Below are 21,958 nucleotides of genomic sequence, written 5' to 3'. Positions count from 1 at the left end.
TTTTACAAAGATTACCACGCCGGGTTTTGTTTCAAAGAATGGTTGAGACTCAACTCATGTATCGGAATAGGCAACCACTTATATCGTTCAGACGACGCTGCATTCTGCGCATAATATTCAGCGAAAGATTTTCCGGAAGCCCAACGCGAATCGTTCATAACATAACGATATACGTTATTCATTTCTTCGGTGAAATAGTCCCAACGGAGTAAGTCGAATTTTCGGACTCCTTCGAAACACAATTCCCGGGCTCTTTCATCCCGTATCAACCGCTTGAATTCCTCATAACTCCAACTGTCTTTGGTTTCGAGCCCGGCCCGTTTTCTTACTCTTTTTACATATTCCACCGCCTTGTTGCTCGGGCTGCCTTCGACTTCGTTATCCGCTTCAGCATACATTAACAATACATCCGAATAGCGTAAAACAGGGAAGTTTATCGGAGTATAATTTTTGTCTCTCGGACTTACGACTTCATATTCGCGGCGATATTTTCCTACATTGCGTTGTACATATTCGCCATACCCTGAGGTTTGCGGTGTAACGCCATCGTCTTTCATCAGGACATTTCCGTTATTATCTAATTTTATATCTCCTTTATAATACCAGTAACGTTTCCAGAAAATCGTGGAATTATCGTTTCGTTGCTGATACCGATAGGGAGCGATATTCCAGTCTCGGCGTACATCGGGATTATTTTTTTCGGTGACATCGTCGAGATCAGGAATTCCATCGGCGTCGATATCGTTGAAAAGATCCCACAAATTAAGGGTTACCGAATAAAAAGCGTAACTATATCCCATCGATTTTTTAGAAACATCGTTGTTTTTAATACCCATGGTACATCCCCACCGGCCGGCTGCCTGATGACCGTCTAAACGGTTTCCTGTGAAATAAATCTCCCATAAACATTCTTTGGTATCGGCCACATCGGCGGCAAGGTTTTTAAATACCTGCGTGTAATCGGGATTCAGATCGTGTTTTATTTTATCATAACGGATCACTTCTCCGGCCCAATACCGGGCTTTCTCATACATGGGCTTCCCTTCGTTAACCGGCCAGCCGGCTCTTTTCAGATAAACCCGTGCCAATATGCCCCGAACGGCTGATTTATTTACATGCCCTCCTTCGACCGCTTCGATTTCGGCCACCATAGGTTCTGCCTTTTCCATTTCTGAGGTCACCCATGCCAATACCGATGCTTGTTTAGTAGCGGCACAATCCCGGATAAGATTATTTTCATCATATTGTGCTCGTGTTATTAAAGGTACGTCGCCCCAACTTTGTGCGAGCAAGAAATAAAAATAAGCTCTTAAAAAAGTCGCTTCACCGATATAGGTTTTCTTTGTTCCGGCATCCATCGATGTTTTTTCGATACGTTCGAGAAATATATTCGCGTTATTGATCCCGGTATATAACTGAGCCCACACATTGGCAACTTCGTTATTGCCGGCGTCAAAATTATTATTGGGGACATTAATAGGTAGCGTATTACGATCATAATAGGTAAGATCATCGGTACCAAACAATTGCATATACGCCCCACCGTATAAATTCTGACTACCCAGCGTACTGTATATACCCGTAAGGGCTAATAAAGCATCGTTACTGTCTTTATAAAAATCCTGTGGCCGAATAAAATCATTCGGTTCCGTATCGAGAAAATTACAGGATACTCCCGTCATCAGAAGTATCGATAATAATATATAATTTATAATCTTCATTGTGATTTCGATTTGATTGATTTAGAAACTGAGGTTAACACCTAAAGAAAAATTGTAGGCTCTCGGATAGGCCGAAAAGTCGAAACCGGGAGTCAGGGCGGAATTCCGAACCGATACTTCGGGGTCGTAGCCCGTATAGGAAGTCCAAGTCCATAAATTTTCCCCTGTAATAAAAATTCGCGCCGATTCGAGAGAACATCGTCTCGCTATTTTACGGGGTAAGGTATAGCCCAAAGCTACCGACTTCAATCTCAAATACGAACCGTCTTCGATTACTCGCGAAGAAAATACTCTCGGGCTGTTATCTCCTGCCCGGGGAATATTGCTCTGCGGGTTCTGCGGAGTCCAACGGTCGGCATAAGAAGCAAACATATTAGTTTCTTTTTTGGTCAGACTATTTTCAAAAATCAATCGGTTCGCATTAAGTATATCATTACCATACGACCAGGTGAAAAATATATTCAGATCGAAGTTCTTATAAGTAAAATTATTGGTAAAACCGCCAACATGTATCGGTTCGCCACGTCCGATAATCGTCTGGTCTTTTTCGTCTACCTTATTATCGCCATTGATATCTTTATAACGGGCATCGCCGGGGTGTATCATATTCCTTTCACTCCCGTTGGTCGGGATATCCGATTTCAGTACCCCGTTTTCAAAATCTTCCGGTTTATAAGTGCCTTCATAAATATATCCGTACATCAGGCCGAGAGGTTTACCTACTTTGGCGATATACGATGGCGTTTTATAGGCGTTATCGAAGGTAACCGTACTCAATAATGTTTCCTGGTTTCCGGAGAGTTCTTTTACTTCACTCCGGTTAAAAGAGATATTGAAATTAGATGTCCATGTAAAATCCCGGTTTTTTATATTTACTGTCTCCAAAGTAAGTTCTATACCCCGGTTGGCCATTTTACCGATATTCAGATATGCTTTAGAGAAGCCTGTAGTATAAGGAAGATCGGCATACAGTAAAAGATTACGGGTGAGTTTATGATAAAGATCGGCCGTAAAATTAATACGTTCTCCGAGAAAACTCAGATCGATACCCAAATTGGTCTGATCGGTAGTTTCCCATTTCAGATTGGGATTCTCAATAGCCGTCAGCCGAAAGCCCGGATAATAAGTTTCTCCAAAAGGATATTCATAAGTCATACTCGGCGTAATACTTCCCATATAGGCATAATCACTTACGCGATTATTACCCGTTTGTCCCCAGCTAAGACGCAATTTGCCGTTGTTGAGCCAATCAATGCCTTTTAAAAAATTTTCTTTATCGAAATTCCAAGCGACCGACGCCGATGGGAAATATCCCCACCGGTTTTTGGGAGAAAACTTCGACGAACCGTCGGCACGGAAAGAAGCCGTAAGGTAATATTTCGATTCGAACGCATAGTTAAAACGGGCCAGATAAGACATCAATTTGTTTTCTCCGATAGATGACTCGATTAGTTTGGGCAACCCCGAGTCCATTCCGGCCATTCCTAAAGATTCGTGAGCGATTTGCTGTACATCGCTACGGAACATGTTCGAATAATTCCCTTGAAAAGTCATACCAGCCAACGCAGAAATATTATGCTTTTTATTGATATATTTCGAATAGCTCAATACATTTTCATTCAGCCAGCCATGATCGTCATAATTACGTACCGAAGCGTTTACCCCTTCAGATCGGCTGGCATTTCCGTACCGGGTCTTCGACCCGTTGAAAGCTTCATTCAGTCGTTTTTTCAACCGATAACCTCCCGAAACCTTTAACTTTAATCCTTTTATAAACGTATATTCGGCAAAAGCATTTCCTACCAAATCATCCTGGGTATTTTTTCGGTATTCGTTCCTGACCGAGAGAATCGGGTTAAACCTATAATCGTTGGCCGTATTTACATCGGGGTCCCATAAAGCAGTACGCAAATCGGTTCCGTCATAGGTCACCGGACGATATCCCCAAACGCTATACATAAAGCTGCTGCTTGCGCTGCTCGATGCTGCCGAGGGTGACGATCCACTGGTTATACCTCTCGAGTAATTGGCATTAAGGTTTATTTTAAGTTTAGAATTTATCCTTTGGTCGAGGCTGAACCGTCCCTGGAAACGCGTATATGCCGAATTAATAATAATCCCGTTCTGATTTACATAAGATAAAGAACTATTATAACGCGTATCAGCCGTACCACCCGATATCGACAGATAGTGATTGGTAGATATAGCGGTACGGAAAACTTCATCCTGCCAGTCGTACTGATCGGGTATGTTGCGATAGCTTTCAAGCGTGCGTCCTTCACTAAAATATTTTTCAAGCATTTCGGAAGGCGAATACAATTCTTCCTGTAATCTGACGAATTCATATGCGTCCATCAAATCGAGTTTATTGTTGAGCCGTTCTAAAGAAACACTGCCATTGTAGGTAATAACCGGTTTACCGATTTTTCCTTTTTTTGTAGTGATTATAACAACTCCATTGGCGCCTCTTGCCCCGTAAATCGCAGTAGCCGAAGCATCTTTAAGAACGTCCAGCGATTCTATATCCGCAGGATTTATCGAAGCCGCACCGGCATCCTCTACCGGAAACCCGTCGATAACGAATAAAGGAGAATTGCTTTGGGTAAGAGAGTTATTACCCCTTACTACGATATTGAAAGAAGCCCCCGGTCCCCCTTCGCCCGATGACACCTGTACTCCAGCTATACGACCTGCCAAAGCCTGGTCGAAACGAGTTATCGGGGTTTTCAGCATATCGTTTATGTTCGCCTTGGCAACCGATCCGGTAAGATCCTTGCGGCGTACTTCCTGATAACCTACTACAACAACCTCATCGAGTGCCGTCGATTGTTCTTTCATTACGATATTCATCATTTTTTTTGTATCTACTTTTACATGACGCGACTCATATCCAAGATAAGAAAAACGGAGAATCGCATCGGAAGAAGGTACTTGAATAGAAAATTTCCCATTCATATCTGTCATAGTTCCCGTATTGGTTCCTTTTAGCAAAATACTTACTCCGGGCAATCTTTCTCCATTGGCATCGACAACAGTCCCCGTTACATTCATTTGCGCATTTGCCACGAGCGATAAACATGCGCATAAAAAAGGCAAGAGAAACTTAATTCTGTTAATTTTCATAGATATATTCAGTTTGGGATTTATTAAAAAAGATATTTTTCTGGAACCGGAATAAAATATTATCGCTCCATAAACCGATTATTAAGTAAATAAGATTAAATAATGTATTTTTCATGTATCGAAAACAATTGATAAAATTTTTCGGCTAATATCTGTAATATTCTCCTACTCTTCTACACATCACACCTTAATAGAAGGCCCATAATCTAAAAAATGGAACCAATATACCTGAAATGAAAATACCAAGAAAGCAAGTCCCATTTTTTTAGGACATATAAAATAAAATATAGAACCCTTTTGTAATTCACAGCAAAATCGTTCCCTATCATTTAATATATCTTAGCGCAGGAATACAATGATCCCTTGATTCAATAACTATTTATAAACACGATAAACTATCATGAAAACGACATTATTTTATATGTTCCTTCTCTGTTCCGTTCTTTTTACCGGCTGTAACTCAAAAACAAAATCCGATAATGCTCTGGTAAAACACGACATCGATATAGCCTCCCAACAAATGGAAAGACAGGTACAGATTATAAATGACTCGGGGAAAATACTTAATCCGCGTACAGTATACAACGGCAAAATAGAGTATGTTCCGAACGATGACTGGACAAGCGGTTTTTTCGCAGGTTCATTATGGTATATGTACGAACTGACCGGAAATAAAAAATGGGAAAAATACGGTATAAAATTTACCGAAGCTCTCGATTCGATAAAATATCTCAAATGGCATCACGATATAGGATTTATGATTTATTGCAGTTATGGAAACGCCTATCGTATCACTAAAAATCCGACTTATAAAGACGTTATCATCGAAGCAGCTCGCTCATTATCCACACGCTTCCGGGCCATTCCCGGAGTAATACAATCCTGGGATGAAAATCGAGGATGGCAAAGTAAAAAAGGATGGTCATGTCCGGTAATCATAGATAATATGATGAATCTCGAATTGTTATTTGAAGCCACTCGGCTGAGCGGAGACTCTACATTTTATAAAATAGCAGTAAGCCATGCCGATGTTACATTGGCAAATCATTTTCGAAAAGACCATAGTTGTTATCACGTAATCGATTATGATAAAAAAACAGGGGCTGTACTCCATAAACAAACGGCACAGGGATATTCCGACGAATCCTCCTGGGCTCGCGGCCAGGCTTGGGCTCTGTATGGTTATACCGTATGCTACCGGGAAACCCGAAATAAAGCCTATCTCGAGCAGGCCGACAAAATTTACAATTTCCTATTCGAAAATAAAAATATGCCTGCCGACTTAATACCTTATTGGGATTTCGACGCACCGAATATTCCCAATGAACCCAGAGACGCATCGGCAGCCGCTGTAATCGCCTCGGCTCTATACGAATTGAGCGGTTACGGAAAACCTGAGTATAAAGATACCGCCGATAAAATCATAAGATCTCTTTCGAGCCCGGCATACCTCGCTATCGTAGGAACCAATGGCAATTTTATTCTTATGCATTCGGTCGGAAGCATTCCTCATCATTCCGAAATAGATGTTCCTCTAAACTATGCCGATTATTATTTTCTCGAGGCTTTAACACGTAAAAAAATAATCGATAAAATGTAAATTATCTACACGCACAGGGTATACTAATGCTCACGGTACTAAAGAAATACTTATAATTATGGAACATTGCTTTAATGCTCAGATTATTCGGGCCAAACTTTATACAGTTATATTTTCAAAAATCAATCGCTCAAACCTATTATGAAATTCAATTGCATCCTTATATTTTTATTAATTGTTCTTTCAACAGTTGAAAGCAATGCGCAAATAAAAGAATTTACTCACCCCGAGATTCTTTCTTTCGAGACCTCGACCCTTCCTGCCAAACCCGGCAAAGGATCGGAAATTACAATAAGTAACCTTCATTATAAACACCTGGCACACAGTTTACAATGGAGGTGGAATCAACCTAATTCAATAATAGAAATCGATCAGCCTATAAAATATTTATCTAAAAATCCGAATCCGAACGAAACTTCGGTATCCACTTTTGTCTTCTGGGTATATAACCCCCGGAATCTTCCAGGAGGAAAAATACGCTTCGAATTTCTCAAAAAAGGCAAAATATGCTCATATTTCGACTACGGGACTGACTTTTCGGGATGGAGAGGAGCCTGGATCGCCTTCGACCGGGATATGCAGGGAAAACCCGAGGAAGGAATGGACTGTCTTCGCATTATCGCTCCCGATATCGAAAACGGTGAGTTATTTTTCGATCATATAATTTTATCTTCCTTTCAGGACATACGACATCATACGGCAAGCTTCGAAGCTCCATATGTAAACCCTTCGACCACTTCTCACTGGCTTATTCTACTGAAATCATGGCAAAATCGATTCGATATTCCGGTGAAAGCAACGATAAGCCCGGAAGAACAAAAAAGCATAAAAACCGTGGAACAACGCCTTCACGAGTTATTATTACCGAATAAAAAAATCGGGTTCGATAAACTGATCAAGCAATATAATGCTTACAATATCACCCAAAATCCCGATGGGACCGTAAAAGGAGTACCCGTATTTTTTGAGCGTTTCGGAGAAACTTACAATCACCTCGGAGGGATCAACTATGCAAAAATATACGATAACCCGATGGGGCTACGTAAATTTAATACACTCCTATATAACATAGCGATTACCTATAATAACAGCGATGACATTCACGAGAAAAATAAGCTGGAACATATGTACATCATGTTAATAAGACATATGCTCGATCAGGGCTTTCAAGCTGGTAGCGCATTGGGAACATTACATCACTTGGGATACAGTATGCGTAATTTTTATCCGGCCGCCTTCTTGATGAAAAATGTGCTTAAAAACGCCGGGCTCGATATACAAGTACAACAAGCCATGGAATGGTTTGCCGGAACAGGAGAAGTAAAATTAAAACCTCGTAAACCGGGGATGGATATCGATGCTTTTAACACCAGTCTTATCGGCAGGCTTTCCAGTATACTAATGATGAATGACAGCCCCGAAAAAGTATCTTACCTGTATTCGATATCTCGTTGGATAAATAACGGATTACTCCCCTCTGACGGAACAGAAGGCTGTTTTAAAATCGATGGTACAATTTTCCACCACCGGCATAACTATCCGGCATACGCAGTAGGTGGATTAGACGGAGCGGTAAACTCAGTATGGCTCTTACACAAAACTATGTTTTCTATTTCTCCCGAAAGCCATGAGCAACTCAAATTTTCATTGCTTACCATGCGTAAATACTGTAATTTACTGAGTTGGCCTTTATCACTTTCGGGACGACACCCCGATGGAAAAGGTCATATTTTTCCCTGGCACTACGGCCGGTTAGCTATCGTGGGAAGTCCTGACGGAAAATATAAAATCGACCCGGAACTAGCCGCAGCTTATCTGAGATTACTTTATCATAAAAAAGGAGAATACTCTGATGAATTGTCACGTGAAGGATTCAAGGCAGAACCGGCTCCGGAAGGTAACTGGAGCCTCAATTATTCTTGTCTTGCCGTACATCGGCGGGGTGAATGGCTGGCGACAGCCATGGGTTTCAGCCGTTATCTCTGGTCGACAGAAGGATATATTGGAGCCAATTGTTTCGGACGCTATTTGAATCACGGTAATCTCCAGATACTCGGAACCGGCAACCCAATCGATATATTTCAATCGGGATTCAATCAGAAAGGTTGGGACTGGAATCACATTCCCGGAACAACAGCCGCCGTTTTACCCATGGAAAAACTGAAAGCCGATGTAAGACAAGTCGACAGTGTATCGGGATATGAGGAAATGTTGCTCTCGGATGAATCGTTTGCAGGTTCGGTATCGAACGGCAACAGAAACGGAGTTTTCGGAATGAAACTACATGAAAACGACAAATATAACGGTTCGTTACATGCGCGTAAATCTTATTTCTTTTTCGACAACCGAATCATCGCTTTGGGTACGGGTATAAAAAGCGTACTAAGAAACGCTCCAGTACATACGACATTATTCCAGGTTTACTTAGCCGATAAAAATATACCTATACATGTTAACGGAAAAAAAATAACCAATTTCCCCTATCATAAACGATTAAAAGAAAAATCGACGGTTCTTTGCGATAGTAAGAATAATTATTATTTCGTCTATAATGCAGATATTATCATTCACAAAGATCTGCAACACTCTCTCGATGAGGAAACTTGCCTACCTACACAAAATAATTTCGCGATGGCGGCAATTAATCATGGAAATTCGCCTGAAAACGAAAATTACCGCTACATGGTACTCATACAACCAAATGAAAAAGAGTTGTCAGAATATATTCGAAACAAAGATTCTCAAGACACAATGCCCTATACCGTTTTACAACAAAACGACAATGCCCATATCGTAACGGATAAAATTACAAAAACGACCGGATATGTACTTTTCGAAAGCGGAATAATAAACAAAGCCGATATTATCTCGACAAACCATCCTTGTCTGGCTATGACTAAAAGTATTAGCGATAACGAACTCATATTGAGTGTATGTGATCCCGACCTGAAGTTTTATGACGGCCCGGCAGACGAAATTTACGATAAAAACGGAAAAACCATCGAACGCAGCATATATTCCCGCAAATGGATAAATAACCCGTCGGGTATTTCTACCATTGAAGTCACGATAAAAGGAATATGGGAAATTTCAGGAAATTCGGAAGATGTTCATATTAAAACACACCAAAAGGATAATACCGTTTTCGAAATCAGCTGCCAAAACGGACTTACACGCGAAGTAAAACTAATGCGCAAAGAATTAAACGATAATTAAATAACGATAAACTCATAAAATGATAATACGATTAAGCCAGACGGTATTATTTTCTGCCGCAACAATTATTTCATTAGGAGCATGTAGCCAAACCAAAAAGTTTAAAAAATACGAACAGCCTAATGTCATATACATTTTCCCCGACCAGTTCAGAAACCAGGCATTAGGATTCTGGCGTGAAAACGGATTCAGAGATAAAATAAATTATACTCCAGATCCAGTTATCACTCCCAATCTGAATAAATTCGCAAAAGAATCGGTAGTTCTTACTTCGGCCATGAGCAACTGCCCGTTGAGTAGCCCCCATCGCGGAATGTTGCTTACAGGAATGTATCCCAACAAAAGTGGAGTACCACTTAACTGCAATGCCGACAGACCGATCAGCAATTTAAGATCCGACGTAGAATGTATCAGCGATGTTTTCAGCCATAACGGATATGATTGTGCCTATATCGGAAAATTACATGTAGATCACCCTACTCCTAATAATCCTCAAAACCCGGGAACATACGTAGAAGATAAAATTCCCGCTTGGGATGCCTATACCCCTCCTTCGAGACGACACGGATTTAATTACTGGTATTCATACGGAACTTACGATGTACATAAAACGCCCCATTATTGGGATACAGCCGGTAAAAGACATGAAATAAAAGAGTGGTCACCCCAACACGAAGCCGATAAAGCTATCGAATATCTTAAAAATACTCATCATGTCAGAGATCCTAAAAAACCGTTTTTTATGATGATAGGAATGAATCCGCCTCACAGCCCTTATCGTTCGATCGATGACTGTATGCCCGAAGATTATGATTTATACAAAGACACGCCTGTTAAAAAATTATTAGTACGCGATAATGCCAATCCCCAAATGGAGAAAGCCGCTAATGTACCCTTTTATTTCGCTTCGGTTTCCGGAGTCGACCGGGAGTTCGGTCGTATCCTGCAAACACTAAAAGATCTCGGCCTCGATAAAAATACAATTGTTATTTTCGCTTCTGATCATGGAGAAACCATGTGCAGCCAGAATACCGACGACCCAAAAAATTCCCCCTATTCCGAAGCAATGAATATTCCTTTTATCGTACGATATCCCGATAAACTGAAACCGCGCGTCGAAAGCGATTTGTTATTATCATCTCCCGATATCATGCCTACAGTATTAGGACTCGCGGGCTTAGGAAACAAGGTTCCCAAAAACGTACAGGGTACCGATTTCTCGTCGTTATTTTTAGATGAAAACTCAATGATAAAACGACCTGAAGGGATATTATACATACAAAATCTCGACGGTGACAAAGACAAAACGGGCAATGTAATTTCTTACTTCCCGTCGGCCCGGGGAATTAAAACTCAGGAGTATACTTTGGCTATTTTTATAAACCGAGAAAAAAAAATAAATAAGATTCTCTTCTTTAACGACCTGAAAGATCCTTATCAGATGAGTAATTTACCGGTAGAGGCAAATGGAAAAATTTTTAAAGAGCTGTGTAATAAAATGGGTAAACTACTTAAAGATATAGACGATCCTTGGTATCAAGAAAAAATTCTGAACGACATCATTCAATATTGAATATATTTACTGGCAGATGCGTTATTTTGATAAAAAACTGATACCGAGAATCTTTATTATTTCGGTTTCAGATATAATATACCCGGGAAATAAATGTTATCTCCCGGGTATATTTTCATTTCCGATTAACTGATACCGGAATTTCCATTTTATCTAACCACTTTTTTACCTTTTCTACCATCGGCATTTCATATAAAAAAATCCAATCGCTATTATTTGTCAAAGCCGCCAAATGATTATGATCATTCTGATCTGAAATATATCCATCCGGATTCTGCATAAACCGGGTTTGTGAATATACATTTTCCAAATCTTTTTTTACTACCGAAAACGAATCGCAAACAGCTCCTATTGTTTTAAGAGCCTCTTGCCTGCCCTCTGTATTCGGGGCTTTGTCATATAAAGCCAAAGCCTCTAATAATCGTACGGGATAATTCAGTAAATTGCTGGTTTGCCGGTACACTTCCAACGTATAACGATTACGTAATGCATTTCGTCGGGCCTCATTCAACCCGTTTACAATCATACCATAACGAACCGATTCCTCTTGTGCCCTATCTAAAAGCTTTTTATACTTCGCACTCCACTCGCCGGGATTTGTTATGTCGGGTAAATCTATCAGTTTAAATGTTGTCGTCACTCCCCACGACGGATTACGATGCCCGGAAGTTACCAAGGCACCATCGAAGAAAAAAGCGGCTTTCTCCATTTCGGATAAGAACTGCATCTGTTTTCCCGACAAGCCGAACTCCCGGCAAGCATGAGCATCTATAAATTCTTCTATCGTACGTCCACCGGGATTCCAACCATATTCTGCCTGCGCTATAAATCCTCGCATAACTGTTTCCAAATGCGGAGAACCATCGTCCCAGGCAGTCGAAAGAATACCTTCCAGATTGTTTTGCGCCACCAGTTCAGAAAAATCTCGTATATACTGTGCCCTGGAATTATTTCTTGGCATAAACGGAGTATCTCCCATCGAAGCCGCTGTCGCAGCCATTACTCGAAGACCGTTTTTATGATACCAATCTAATAAAAGCCGGTGTGCCAGTCCGGTAGGATCTCCATATTGCCAACGCATATATATACAATCTTGGGGGAACATTTTTATCGCCTCATCCAGCCGACTCGTATTCCAATTCTTCAGCACCTCTTCATCCGATAAATCGTTTGTGATTAAACCCCATAAATCTGCGTATTTCAAAGGCATATCGTCCCAGAATATAGGGGTACGACCGTGAGATACGGCAAAATCACAAACTTTTTTCAACCATACCATTTGTAATTCGAAAGGACTCTTTCCGGTTGCTTTACAACGGTCATCGATACCTATAGCCGTTATTTCATCTCCACCGACATGCAAATATTTACTTTCGGGCATGGCCTCCAAAGCATCCCGGTAAAGATCGAATTGAACTTCGTATGTACGCGGGTCGGAGGGGCAAAATTCCCAATCGCTAGCCGGATTTTCCCGAAGTTCCCAATGATGTTTCAGTATAAATCCCGCATGTCCTAAACCTTGTACCAGGGGGCTTATATCGATATGCCTTTCTTTCGCATAACGGCAAATCGCCTGCATTTCTTGTTTACTGATCGCATTGGGAGCTCCTATCTCAGGGCGTCGTGAATAACGCAGCTTATCTTCCAATTCCCAGATTATCCCGTTTATCTTATACCGGGCCAACCGGTCGATCATGCGGTAGTAATATTCAGTCCGGTCGAGATGATGTTTCGTATCGAGGTGTACGGCCCGATAAGATATAGCCGGATAATCGGTAATTTTCATAAACGGAATCAATAAACCGAAATCCCGGCTATCTTCCATCAATTGTTCCATCGTCTGACATCCGTAAAATAAACCGGCCTGAGCTCTGGCAGAAATAGTTACTCCTTTTTTCCCAACTTCCAGAACATATCCTTCAGCAGAAACTGGAGTATCCGAGTCGGTTAGAATCAACGTTATACCTTTACCGTTACCATTTTTCCCGGGTAAACGATCTAACAATTCTCCCAATACCGGAACAGTAAAATTCCCCTTTACAGTAATATGCGATAATTCATCTCCCATCAAGCCGCCTTTTTCCCCGATCTCGATTTTCTGCGGTAAAGGTAAAATTCGGAAACCGTCGATCGGATTTACTGCTTTAACCGGAAAGAAAAAACACATAAGAGAAATGGAAAGGAACAATCGGTAAAACGTGTTTTTTTTCATATTTAAAAGTAATTTAATTCAGTAAACAAAACTATTTTTATGATTAAGGAACTACTATTTTTTTCGTTTTTCCATTCATTCTGATAATATATATACCTTTCTCCAACGGGAAAAAATTACTTCCGGTAAAGAGTTTGTGGTCGATCAGCTTTCCTTCGATTGAATGAATAGAGATTTCTGTCTTATCGTTTGCATTAATAAGCACATACCCCTTACCGACATTAATTTGAAATCCGTCATTTATTTTATCGACCCCATCTAACGAACCTTCACTTACACTTACGGACAATGTGCTGAGATCTAACTTTGCGGTTACCGTACCTCCAATATCACATCTTATATTCTCGGGAGTAATATCCCCCCAATAACCCACCTCGTCATGTATCTTTATGATTTTAAAAAGTCCGCCTTCGGTTACCTCTCCCGTCCAATAAACGATAGTACCTTTTTTAGTCATTTTCTTTGCGGTAGACAGACTCCAGTCCAAGTCGGTTCCCATAGCCGTTCCTATCACATAAAAAATATCCTCACTACAATAAAAATTCGTAGGAGAAAGCGCCCAAAAAGTAACCGTTTTTTCCTCGGAAAGGCTTATTTTATGTGTACCTTCCGAAACAATGCTGCCATCGCCCCACGTACCGTTAATCAACTGATATTCATAATCTCCGGCAGTTAATGTTTTCTCAAGTCTGTACATATTATTTTCACCCGTTGGCGTTAATTTCCAACCGTCGTCTGCTTCTGCCCAGCTATTCATCGAACCGGTAACATAAATCAATTGGTCCTGTGCAAAAATATTTACTACAGACCAACACAAAAATAATAAAAATACAATTGTTTTCATGATAAAATTTTAATCATTAATTATTAAATTCCAAGCTATAGCCATCTTTTTATATAAGATCATTATCGCTTTTCCCCATCAAAAATTTCTAATAAATATTTGCCCTTATTGCCCGGTCGAAAGTTTTTTCAGCAAATACTCGGCTTCCATAACCAGCTTCATTGCATTATTTCCCGAGGTAGAGACAAACTTCTGAACAGCCGGATTTATACGGTTGTCGGATAATATGCGCATTTTCTCATAATCCTGTATTCCTTCCCGCAACAATTCGAAACGGATACTCGATACCGGAGTACTGTTATATGTATTTCCCGAACGGTATATCATATTAAAGTCACCGGATGCGTTAGACCGGTCCTGTATGTTTTTAGGATCTGTCTTAGTCCAATAATCATACGCCCAACGTAAATATCCGTCAAAACCTTTGGCTTTTGCATACCAAGCCATCCAGGCCATTTCCGCGGGATTTGTCTGAAGAGTGACAAAATTATTAGGAAAACTTTGGGCACAACTGGTATAAAAAGTAGATACCGGGGTTCTCGTTTCAGGATCATGTCCCAATAAACTGCTATAATCATAGAGAACATTTTCTATATCCGAAGAGACATCACTACCCGCTAATCCGATCTTCCATTCCTTATCATGATTCGTAATAAGCGAAACGACAGCCCTCATTTCTTCCTCCTTGATTTCATCCATATACAATACCGCTTTATCGAACCAGCCCTTGTTTTTTAAATGCGATCTGAAAGAATCCAGAAACACTGTCCACACCGTATTATACTCATCGCTTCCCACTTTTAACCCGAGTGTTTTTTTCGCACCCGAAGCATCAAAATACCCGATAGAAGTATCCCAACCCACCAGAGAAAAACAATCGATTTGCCGCGTAATCCCCCATGTCATCATTTTTTCTACAAATCGATCGAAATCGGTATAATCGAAACTCCAAGTATCATTTCCGTTCCGGGTCCATTTAACCATAGTCTGTCCTTTATCGAAAGCGCCATCTTTAATATAAGTGGTTATGGCGCTCTGTCCCGCATCGGCCAACAACTCGTAATAAGGTTTTACCAGCGTAAAATATTCATCAGAGAATGGCTGGATGGGTTTACCGTCTTTCATACAAAGGCTCGCCAACTGAAACGGAAATTGCCACAGATCGAGATGGAAAGACCATTCGGAAACCGGCGGTAAACAGTGGTTTACTACCAGTAACTTAATCGTGAATATCTGCTGCTCTTCACCGTCGGACTTCACGGTAAGCGTACCAGAGTATTCCCCGGGAACGGTTTCCGGGGGAATATCTATTGTCACCCATATCTTTACTGGATCTGATTCGGTGAGCGTTTTTACTGTCGATTCAGACAGGGCATCGGCAATCTGCGCCGAATGACGCACCGTATATTCTCCGCAGGTAAGCGCTTCGGTATCTCCGGTTATATATGAAGGGAAACGAAGGCGTACCCTCGATGACGGTATGCTACCCTTACCGCCGATAAGATCAGAAACCTCATAAGTAAGATTGTCGTATCTCTTCTCCTCGGTCCATAATACAATCTGTTTATGTACTCTGTCGTTTTGCCAAACAGTATCGTTCCATACCGTCGTTACCAGCGATTCGGATGTTTGTCCGGCAAATTTACGCCCCTTCTCATAACGTATAAATTTACTTTCAAAGGAACCTTTCAGTACAGATGTCACTGGCGTATCGGGCGGTAAAAGACTGTCACTTTCGTTCTCGGGCTTTTTATCTGTGCAGGCAATCGAACTAAAAATCAGTAAAAACAAAATACCCAGGGTAGATAATTGTAGTTTCATGATCTCTGCAGTTAATTTTTAATTAAAGTATAGTCATAAAAAGGAGATTGGCTTAAATCCATTTCCACCGTATAAGTGCCGGCAGCCTCAACCATTATTTCGCCTCCATCTTCCGATAATTTCGAAAGCCCGTCTGATACTCCGTAAACGATAACAGGATCATCTGAATTTACGGGAATCGTCGTAAATTTGATACTCCCCTCCGACAATTCAGTGGTGAGACTCCATTTCCCGCTTTCAGCTATATAAGTCATAGCCTTTAAAGAGCTTGTTGCCGAACCGGTTATTGCCCATTGCGTTTCGAGTAATGTCATCTGGTTGGTAGCGGCATCGAAATCGATTTTCCAAATGCCCGGAGAAACAATATCCGAATTATCGGCTGTAGTTTTCCAGTTTCCCCACGGTCCGTCACAGGGAAAATATCCTGTACCGGGAGATTCTTTCATAACCAGCGTAAAGGAACCGAAAGATTGTGAACCGGATAGCCCCGCGCTTACATCGAAATAATTTCCCTTATCGGATTGAACAAGGCCGATATTATCCCAGTCTGTTTTCGTGAGATCGATATAGCCTTCATACTTATCGTCATAATCAGCAGAAGCTATTCGAGGTGCTTTCTCCGTATCTAAATAATACTTGTTTCCCGATTTATCTTTATCGCCCGATTTTACGACATACAGAAAAGGAGGAGGATTATAAACCATTTCTATATCATACGTTTCTTTGCGGTCTTCCTTAGATAAAACTATCTGGAATTTGTTATCGACAAAAGTCACTGTACTGCCGACCGATATATTTACGGAAGTACCCGCATCGGCCACACTGATGTATTTTACAACAGCTGTCGTCGCCGGTTTTTTCACCGATAAAATATAAGTACGGCTCAAAGACCCGTTCTCCAGCAATTGCGGTACGGCGGTATAATCTTCACCGTTTACCGTCAGTATCAATCCCGACAAAGGGGAAACAATCGTCGGATTATCGGGATATCCATCATCGTTACATGAAATTATACCGATGGTAACCGTTAATAAGATAACGAATAAATATATTTCTTTTTTCATACTATTTTATTCTTTTAATATTAGCATTAAAATCAATATCCGGGATTCTGTCTTACGCCCGTCATGATCGTCAACTGGGCGATAGGTTTCGGTAAAAGATAATTGTGATCGTCGATATTCGTATCGGGATAATAATTTTTTATCGTTTCTTTCAGGATATGACGACGGCAAAGATCGAACCATCGATTGCATTCGAAAGCCAATTCCCAGTTTCGCTCATCCAACACCGCATGATCGAACTGTGTCGTAGTGAGCCCCGACAAATCGGTCAGACCGGCTCGTCTACGAACTTTGTTTATAGCGTCATAGGCTCTTTCCGAGGGTGCTCCCTCGGCCAAGTTAGCCGATTCGGCATATATCAATAATAAATCCGAGTAACGCAGCATACAATAAAATCCGTCGGCTTTATCCGATGTAGGCTGTCCGTAATATCCCCCGCTTTTACTTCCACCATCCCTGAGTTTACCCACATAGGGTTGAGCGGCATAGGATTTTTCCCAGGGAGTACCGTCACTTAATGTCAAATAAAAAGTCCCTTCTACTCTGCTTTCATCCCCCTTGGGAAATTTTTCGAGAAAACGCTTGTCACCGGTAAAATCGCCCCAACCCCCTTCTACCGCATCCGACGGACGTACGGCACGGTTTACATACCCACCTGTTCCATTAGAAGAACTGGCATAAAATGTAAATATAAATTCGGTATTGGTCATCCTATTTTCCCATAGCCATAAATCGAAAAATTTGTTCTCCAAAGAATATATTTTATCGTTTTCTATCACTTCCCAGGCTTTATCCCGCGCTTTGGCGTAATATGCCGTTTCATTCAAAGGAAAACCGGCTCTGGCGAGATACACCTTAGCCAGCAGTGCCTTGGCCGCCCAACGAGTGGGTCGGCTTACATCATTTTGTTTTATAGGCAACATCGTTTCCGCTGCTTTCAGGTCATTTTCTATCTGATCATACAGAACCGATACCGAAACCTGCGGTTCCGTTGCCGCATTTTGCTGATTATCTTCGAGCAACAAAGGAACTTCTCCGAACCATCGCACCAGTTGAAAATAATTGAAAGCTCTCAGAAACAAAGCTTCTCCTTCGATGGGATTTAATTGCTCTGGCTGAAATTTTGTATTTCCCTTAATTATCTGTATCATCGTGTTACACGAACTGATACTCGAATAATACGCATTCCAGAGTTCATTCGTTATTTCATCAGGGTTACCCACATCGTTTATATCGGCCTCTTCAAATCCTTTCCAGCGAACTACCGGTGTAAAAATATCCTCAGCACCTGCGCCAGCGACATAAGGGACATCGGTACCGTATAGAATAACAAGAGGGGTATATGCTCCCGAAATAAAACTGTCGAAATCGGTCAGCGTCTGAAAAAACTTATCGGGAGTCGGTTGTCCGGTAAGATCTTCGTTGAGGTCGACACAACCTGAAAGCAATAATACAGTAAGAACAGCAACGAAACTTTTCTTTATATTTATGATATTCATAATTGCTATGTATTTACGGTTATTAAAAAGTGATGTCAACGCCTACCAAAAAACTTTTAGGCAAAGGATAAATACCTCTGTCGACACCTAATGCGTCTGCATCCTTTCCCATACTCGCTTCAGGGTCGTATCCGGTATATCCGGTTATTATCCACAGGTTGTCTGCGCTTACATAAATGCGAGCATTAGCGATATAAGCCTTCGATAACCATTTCGATGGTATCCGGTATCCCAGCGTTATATTTTTTAAACGCCAATAGTCGCCCTTTTCGACCCAACGGGAAGAATTCACCAGTTCTTTTCCCGAAAATGCGGGTATATCCGTCTCATTCTGAGGGGTCCAATGCCGTTTCATTACAGGACTGGTGGGAAAAGCATCGGAAGAATAAGACTCTCGGCGTACCCGGTTCTGATTGTATATATCATTTCCATAAACGCCCTGCCAAAAAATATTCAAGTCGAAATCCCGGAAAGTAAATGTATTATTTACACCGAAACTCCATTCGGGCTGCGCATTACCGATAATACCTATATCATTTTTATCGATCTTTCCGTCTTTATTCAAATCTACATATTTCGCATCTCCAGGCTTCGCTCCATACAAGGCGGCAGATGTAACTTCGCTTTGTTTCCAGACTCCTGCATACGTATAGCCGAGAAATGTCCCCATCGGCTGACCGACCATCTGAACAAACGAACCGACCAAACCGGGATAATCGGCTGTTTTCGTTACCAGCGTATTATTCAGCCCGTCTAGCTCCAATATCTTATTTCTATTCAGGTTCAATGTATAATTAACATCCCACTTGAAATTTTTCGTAGCGACCGGAACTCCTCCGATCGAGAAATCGAAACCTTTATTGGCAACCGAACCTACATTGGTTAGAATATCCTCTACTCCCAAAGCACTCGGTACTTTCTGCCACATCAGCAGATCAGTGGTCTTTTTATCGTAATAATCTAATGAAAGCCCCAGCCTTCCACCCCATATGCGGGCATCGATACCGATATTCAATTCGCGGGTGCGTTCCCACTTAAGATCTTTATTGCTTAACTGAGAAATCGTCAACGTCGGATTATTGTTAGCGTCAAGTCCCGGCGTAAATTTCAATTGGGAAGAGTAAGCGGGAACGGCTGCATTTCCCACTGTTCCGTAACTGGCGCGAAGTTTAAACTCGGGAACGATATTTCTCCATTTTTTCATAAACGATTCTTCCATGAGATTCCAACCGACGGAAAATGCAGAAAACTTATCGTATTTATGACCGGGAGCTAACTGACTGGCACCGTCATAACGAAGAGATGCCGAAAACATATAACGTTTATCATAGCTATAATTTACACGGCCCATAAACGATTGCATGGCACTCGAAGAATATTCGACCCAAGGTTGCTGTAAAATAGAGCCGAACTGCAACCCGTTATAGCCCATTCCCACCGGAATTCCCAAAGCCGAGGCCGATGTACTCTGATAATTGTCTTTTAACACTTCATACACTCCGGTAAATTGTACATTATGTTTTCCGAACTCTTTATCGAAAGAAAGTATACTGGTACTTTGAAGAGCGATATACCTCGACTGGGTTTTACTCCCGCTCACATCTTCTATAGGGCCTTTATTAATTACCTGATTATTAAAATATCCCGACGATTTACTATTGGTCTTAAAAGAAAAAAGAGACGAAAATTTTAAAAAATCCCAGAATTTATACTCTCCAGTCAGCGAAGTACTGAACGACGCATCAGAATTTTCGTTTACAATTTCTTTTGCATATCCGACAGGGTTATACAACGATACCGGTCCCACTCCGCCGCCGGGTAGGGTATAATTTCCATCATTATCATAAACCGGTTTTGTGGGAGACCATTGCAGTGCCGAACGGATGGCCATCTCGACCTCTCCATTATGAGACTCATCATAAGATGTAAATGTATTTAAGGTCAAGTTAAGACGGGACGTCGCTTTTATCTTCAAGTTAGCCCGGAGAGTATATTGCTTGAAATCGGTATTCAATACTATACCTTCTTTATTGGTATACCCTCCCGATATATAATAAGAAACAGCTTCCTTCCCTCCGCTGACACTGAGATTATGCGTATTGGAAATGGCGTTCCTGAAAATCTCATCCTGCCAGTCGACACCGTCTCCCATAACCGCAATCTGCTCGGGTGTAAAAATCGGCTTTATACCGTTCTCTATCTGTGCATCCCGCATTAATCCGGCATATTCTTTTGCGTTCAGGCTCGGTAAGGTCTTTCGTACCTGATCGAATGAGACGAAAGCATTATACGAAACATTCATTTTACCCGAAGTCCCGTTTTTTGTTGTTACGAGAATTACTCCGTTGGCCCCACGAGAACCGTAAACTGATAATGCGGCCGCATCTTTAAGAACTTCTATAGATTCTATCTGGTTAGGATTCAGGCTGCCGATATTGCCATCCTGTACACCGTCTATAATAATCAGCGGGTCGTTACCGTATGTTAATGAATTAGCCCCACGTATTCTTATCGTCGTATTTCCCGAAGGATCTCCGCTCGAGTTTTGTACCACAACGCCGGCGACTCTGCCTTGCAGGGCTTGGGCAGTACTGGAACTGGGAGCCGATAAAAGCTCGGAAGCTTTTACCGAAGATACAGCTCCAGTAATATCACTTTTCCGCTGCACTCCATAACCTACAACAACTACTTCATCGATCATCTTCGTATCTTCTTGTAATACGATACGAGTCAACTTGCCGTTATGAGCCGGTATATCCTGACTTTTATACCCGATATACGAAAATGTTATTGTTCCGTCTTCCGGAACATTTTTCAGTTCATATTGTCCATCTATACCGGTAACTGTACCTATAGCCGTTCCCTTCACCACCACACTGGCTCCAATCACCGGTTCTCCGTTCTCATCTATCACTCTGCCAACAATCGTTTTCTTTAATACAGCTTCTTCAGGGATTCTTTTTCTTGAGATAACGATTATCTTATCCTGCAGACTCACTTCGAGATCATTTTCCAGAATTTTCGATAACATCTCCAGTACGGGAGTATTGTTGAAACTTCCGGTAATTTTTTTGTTTACATCTACCTCATCGGTTTTATAAATGACAGACAAACCGGTTTGATGTTCCACTTCTTTCAAAACCGACTTCAACGTATTTTCTTTGAAGTTTTTCGTAACTGTCTGAGCATGAAGAATCAGCGAACCTCCACAAAACAGAAATAAAAGGAAAAGCCATAAAAATTTCATTCGGTTTCCCATGTTTTTCAGATTTAGTTAATTATTAC

11 protein-coding genes are annotated in these 21,958 nt (G+C 41.2%); 3 read left to right on the top strand and 8 right to left on the bottom strand.

From position 1 onward, the window contains the following. Positions 1 to 11: 11 nt before the first annotated feature. Both NMU02_RS10545 and NMU02_RS10540 read right to left on the bottom strand, forming a co-directional pair. Positions 12 to 1,721 carry a RagB/SusD family nutrient uptake outer membrane protein gene (locus NMU02_RS10545; protein ID WP_255027847.1) on the bottom strand — a complete coding sequence of 570 codons (1,710 nt, stop codon included), beginning with the start codon at positions 1,719 to 1,721 and terminating at the stop codon, positions 12 to 14. Between the two features lie 21 nt (positions 1,722 to 1,742). Continuing rightward, the gene (locus NMU02_RS10540; RefSeq protein ID WP_354003117.1) at positions 1,743 to 4,772 is read right to left on the bottom strand and encodes a SusC/RagA family TonB-linked outer membrane protein; all 3,030 of its coding nucleotides are present in this window, start codon (positions 4,770 to 4,772) and stop codon (positions 1,743 to 1,745) included. Between the two features lie 472 nt (positions 4,773 to 5,244). On the opposite strand from NMU02_RS10540, the gene NMU02_RS10535 reads away from it, so the two are divergent. From NMU02_RS10535 to NMU02_RS10525, 3 genes are all read left to right on the top strand, one after another. Next, positions 5,245 to 6,444 carry a glycoside hydrolase family 88 protein gene (locus NMU02_RS10535; protein ID WP_255027845.1) on the top strand — a complete coding sequence of 400 codons (1,200 nt, stop codon included), beginning with the start codon at positions 5,245 to 5,247 and terminating at the stop codon, positions 6,442 to 6,444. 141 nt (positions 6,445 to 6,585) lie between these two features. Continuing rightward, a complete protein-coding gene (locus tag NMU02_RS10530) occupies positions 6,586 to 9,660 on the top strand; it encodes a chondroitinase family polysaccharide lyase (RefSeq protein WP_255027844.1) in 3,075 nt (1,024 codons plus the stop codon). Positions 9,661 to 9,679: 19 nt separating this feature from the next. Then, positions 9,680 to 11,233 carry a sulfatase family protein gene (locus tag NMU02_RS10525; protein WP_255027843.1) on the top strand — a complete coding sequence of 518 codons (1,554 nt, stop codon included), beginning with the start codon at positions 9,680 to 9,682 and terminating at the stop codon, positions 11,231 to 11,233. Between the two features lie 115 nt (positions 11,234 to 11,348). Here NMU02_RS10525 and NMU02_RS10520 read toward each other — a convergent pair whose 3' ends face one another. From NMU02_RS10520 to NMU02_RS10495, 6 genes are all read right to left on the bottom strand, one after another. Continuing rightward, positions 11,349 to 13,400, bottom strand: coding sequence for a beta-N-acetylhexosaminidase (locus tag NMU02_RS10520; protein ID WP_255027855.1), 2,052 nt, complete (start codon positions 13,398 to 13,400; stop codon positions 11,349 to 11,351). An 88-nt stretch (positions 13,401 to 13,488) separates the two neighbouring features. Next, the gene (locus NMU02_RS10515; protein ID WP_255027841.1) at positions 13,489 to 14,289 is read right to left on the bottom strand and encodes a hypothetical protein; all 801 of its coding nucleotides are present in this window, start codon (positions 14,287 to 14,289) and stop codon (positions 13,489 to 13,491) included. Between the two features lie 105 nt (positions 14,290 to 14,394). Next, on the bottom strand, positions 14,395 to 16,110 hold the full coding sequence (locus tag NMU02_RS10510; protein ID WP_255027839.1) for a DUF4091 domain-containing protein: 1,716 nt from the start codon (positions 16,108 to 16,110) through the stop codon (positions 14,395 to 14,397). Positions 16,111 to 16,121: 11 nt separating this feature from the next. Further along, the gene (locus tag NMU02_RS10505; RefSeq protein WP_255027838.1) at positions 16,122 to 17,174 is read right to left on the bottom strand and encodes a cadherin repeat domain-containing protein; all 1,053 of its coding nucleotides are present in this window, start codon (positions 17,172 to 17,174) and stop codon (positions 16,122 to 16,124) included. A gap of 32 nt (positions 17,175 to 17,206) precedes the next feature. Further along, a complete protein-coding gene (locus tag NMU02_RS10500; RefSeq protein ID WP_255027837.1) occupies positions 17,207 to 18,673 on the bottom strand; it encodes a RagB/SusD family nutrient uptake outer membrane protein in 1,467 nt (488 codons plus the stop codon). A gap of 22 nt (positions 18,674 to 18,695) precedes the next feature. Next, positions 18,696 to 21,920 carry a TonB-dependent receptor gene (locus tag NMU02_RS10495; protein ID WP_255027836.1) on the bottom strand — a complete coding sequence of 1,075 codons (3,225 nt, stop codon included), beginning with the start codon at positions 21,918 to 21,920 and terminating at the stop codon, positions 18,696 to 18,698. Positions 21,921 to 21,958: the final 38 nt, after the last annotated feature.

This window comes from Coprobacter tertius (genome assembly GCF_024330105.1).
Taxonomy (GTDB): domain Bacteria; phylum Bacteroidota; class Bacteroidia; order Bacteroidales; family Coprobacteraceae; genus Coprobacter; species Coprobacter tertius.
Note: the sequence above shows the minus strand (reverse complement) of the source record. Positions and strands in the feature narration are given on the sequence as shown.

Excerpts from the sequence above, each read along its gene's own strand:
- NMU02_RS10510 (WP_255027839.1), bottom strand. The coding sequence starts at position 16,110 with ATGAAACTACAATTATCTACCCTGGGTATTTTGTTTTTACTGATTTTT.
- NMU02_RS10495 (WP_255027836.1), bottom strand. The coding sequence starts at position 21,920 with ATGAAATTTTTATGGCTTTTCCTTTTATTTCTGTTTTGTGGAGGTTCG.
- NMU02_RS10530 (WP_255027844.1), top strand. The coding sequence starts at position 6,586 with ATGAAATTCAATTGCATCCTTATATTTTTATTAATTGTTCTTTCAACA.
- NMU02_RS10520 (WP_255027855.1), bottom strand. The coding sequence starts at position 13,400 with ATGTGTTTTTTCTTTCCGGTTAAAGCAGTAAATCCGATCGACGGTTTC.
- NMU02_RS10515 (WP_255027841.1), bottom strand. The coding sequence starts at position 14,289 with ATGAAAACAATTGTATTTTTATTATTTTTGTGTTGGTCTGTAGTAAAT.
- NMU02_RS10505 (WP_255027838.1), bottom strand. The coding sequence starts at position 17,174 with ATGAAAAAAGAAATATATTTATTCGTTATCTTATTAACGGTTACCATC.
- NMU02_RS10535 (WP_255027845.1), top strand. The coding sequence starts at position 5,245 with ATGAAAACGACATTATTTTATATGTTCCTTCTCTGTTCCGTTCTTTTT.
- NMU02_RS10545 (WP_255027847.1), bottom strand. The coding sequence starts at position 1,721 with ATGAAGATTATAAATTATATATTATTATCGATACTTCTGATGACGGGA.
- NMU02_RS10540 (WP_354003117.1), bottom strand. The coding sequence starts at position 4,772 with ATGAATGTAACGGGGACTGTTGTCGATGCCAATGGAGAAAGATTGCCC.
- NMU02_RS10525 (WP_255027843.1), top strand. The coding sequence starts at position 9,680 with ATGATAATACGATTAAGCCAGACGGTATTATTTTCTGCCGCAACAATT.
- NMU02_RS10500 (WP_255027837.1), bottom strand. The coding sequence starts at position 18,673 with ATGAATATCATAAATATAAAGAAAAGTTTCGTTGCTGTTCTTACTGTA.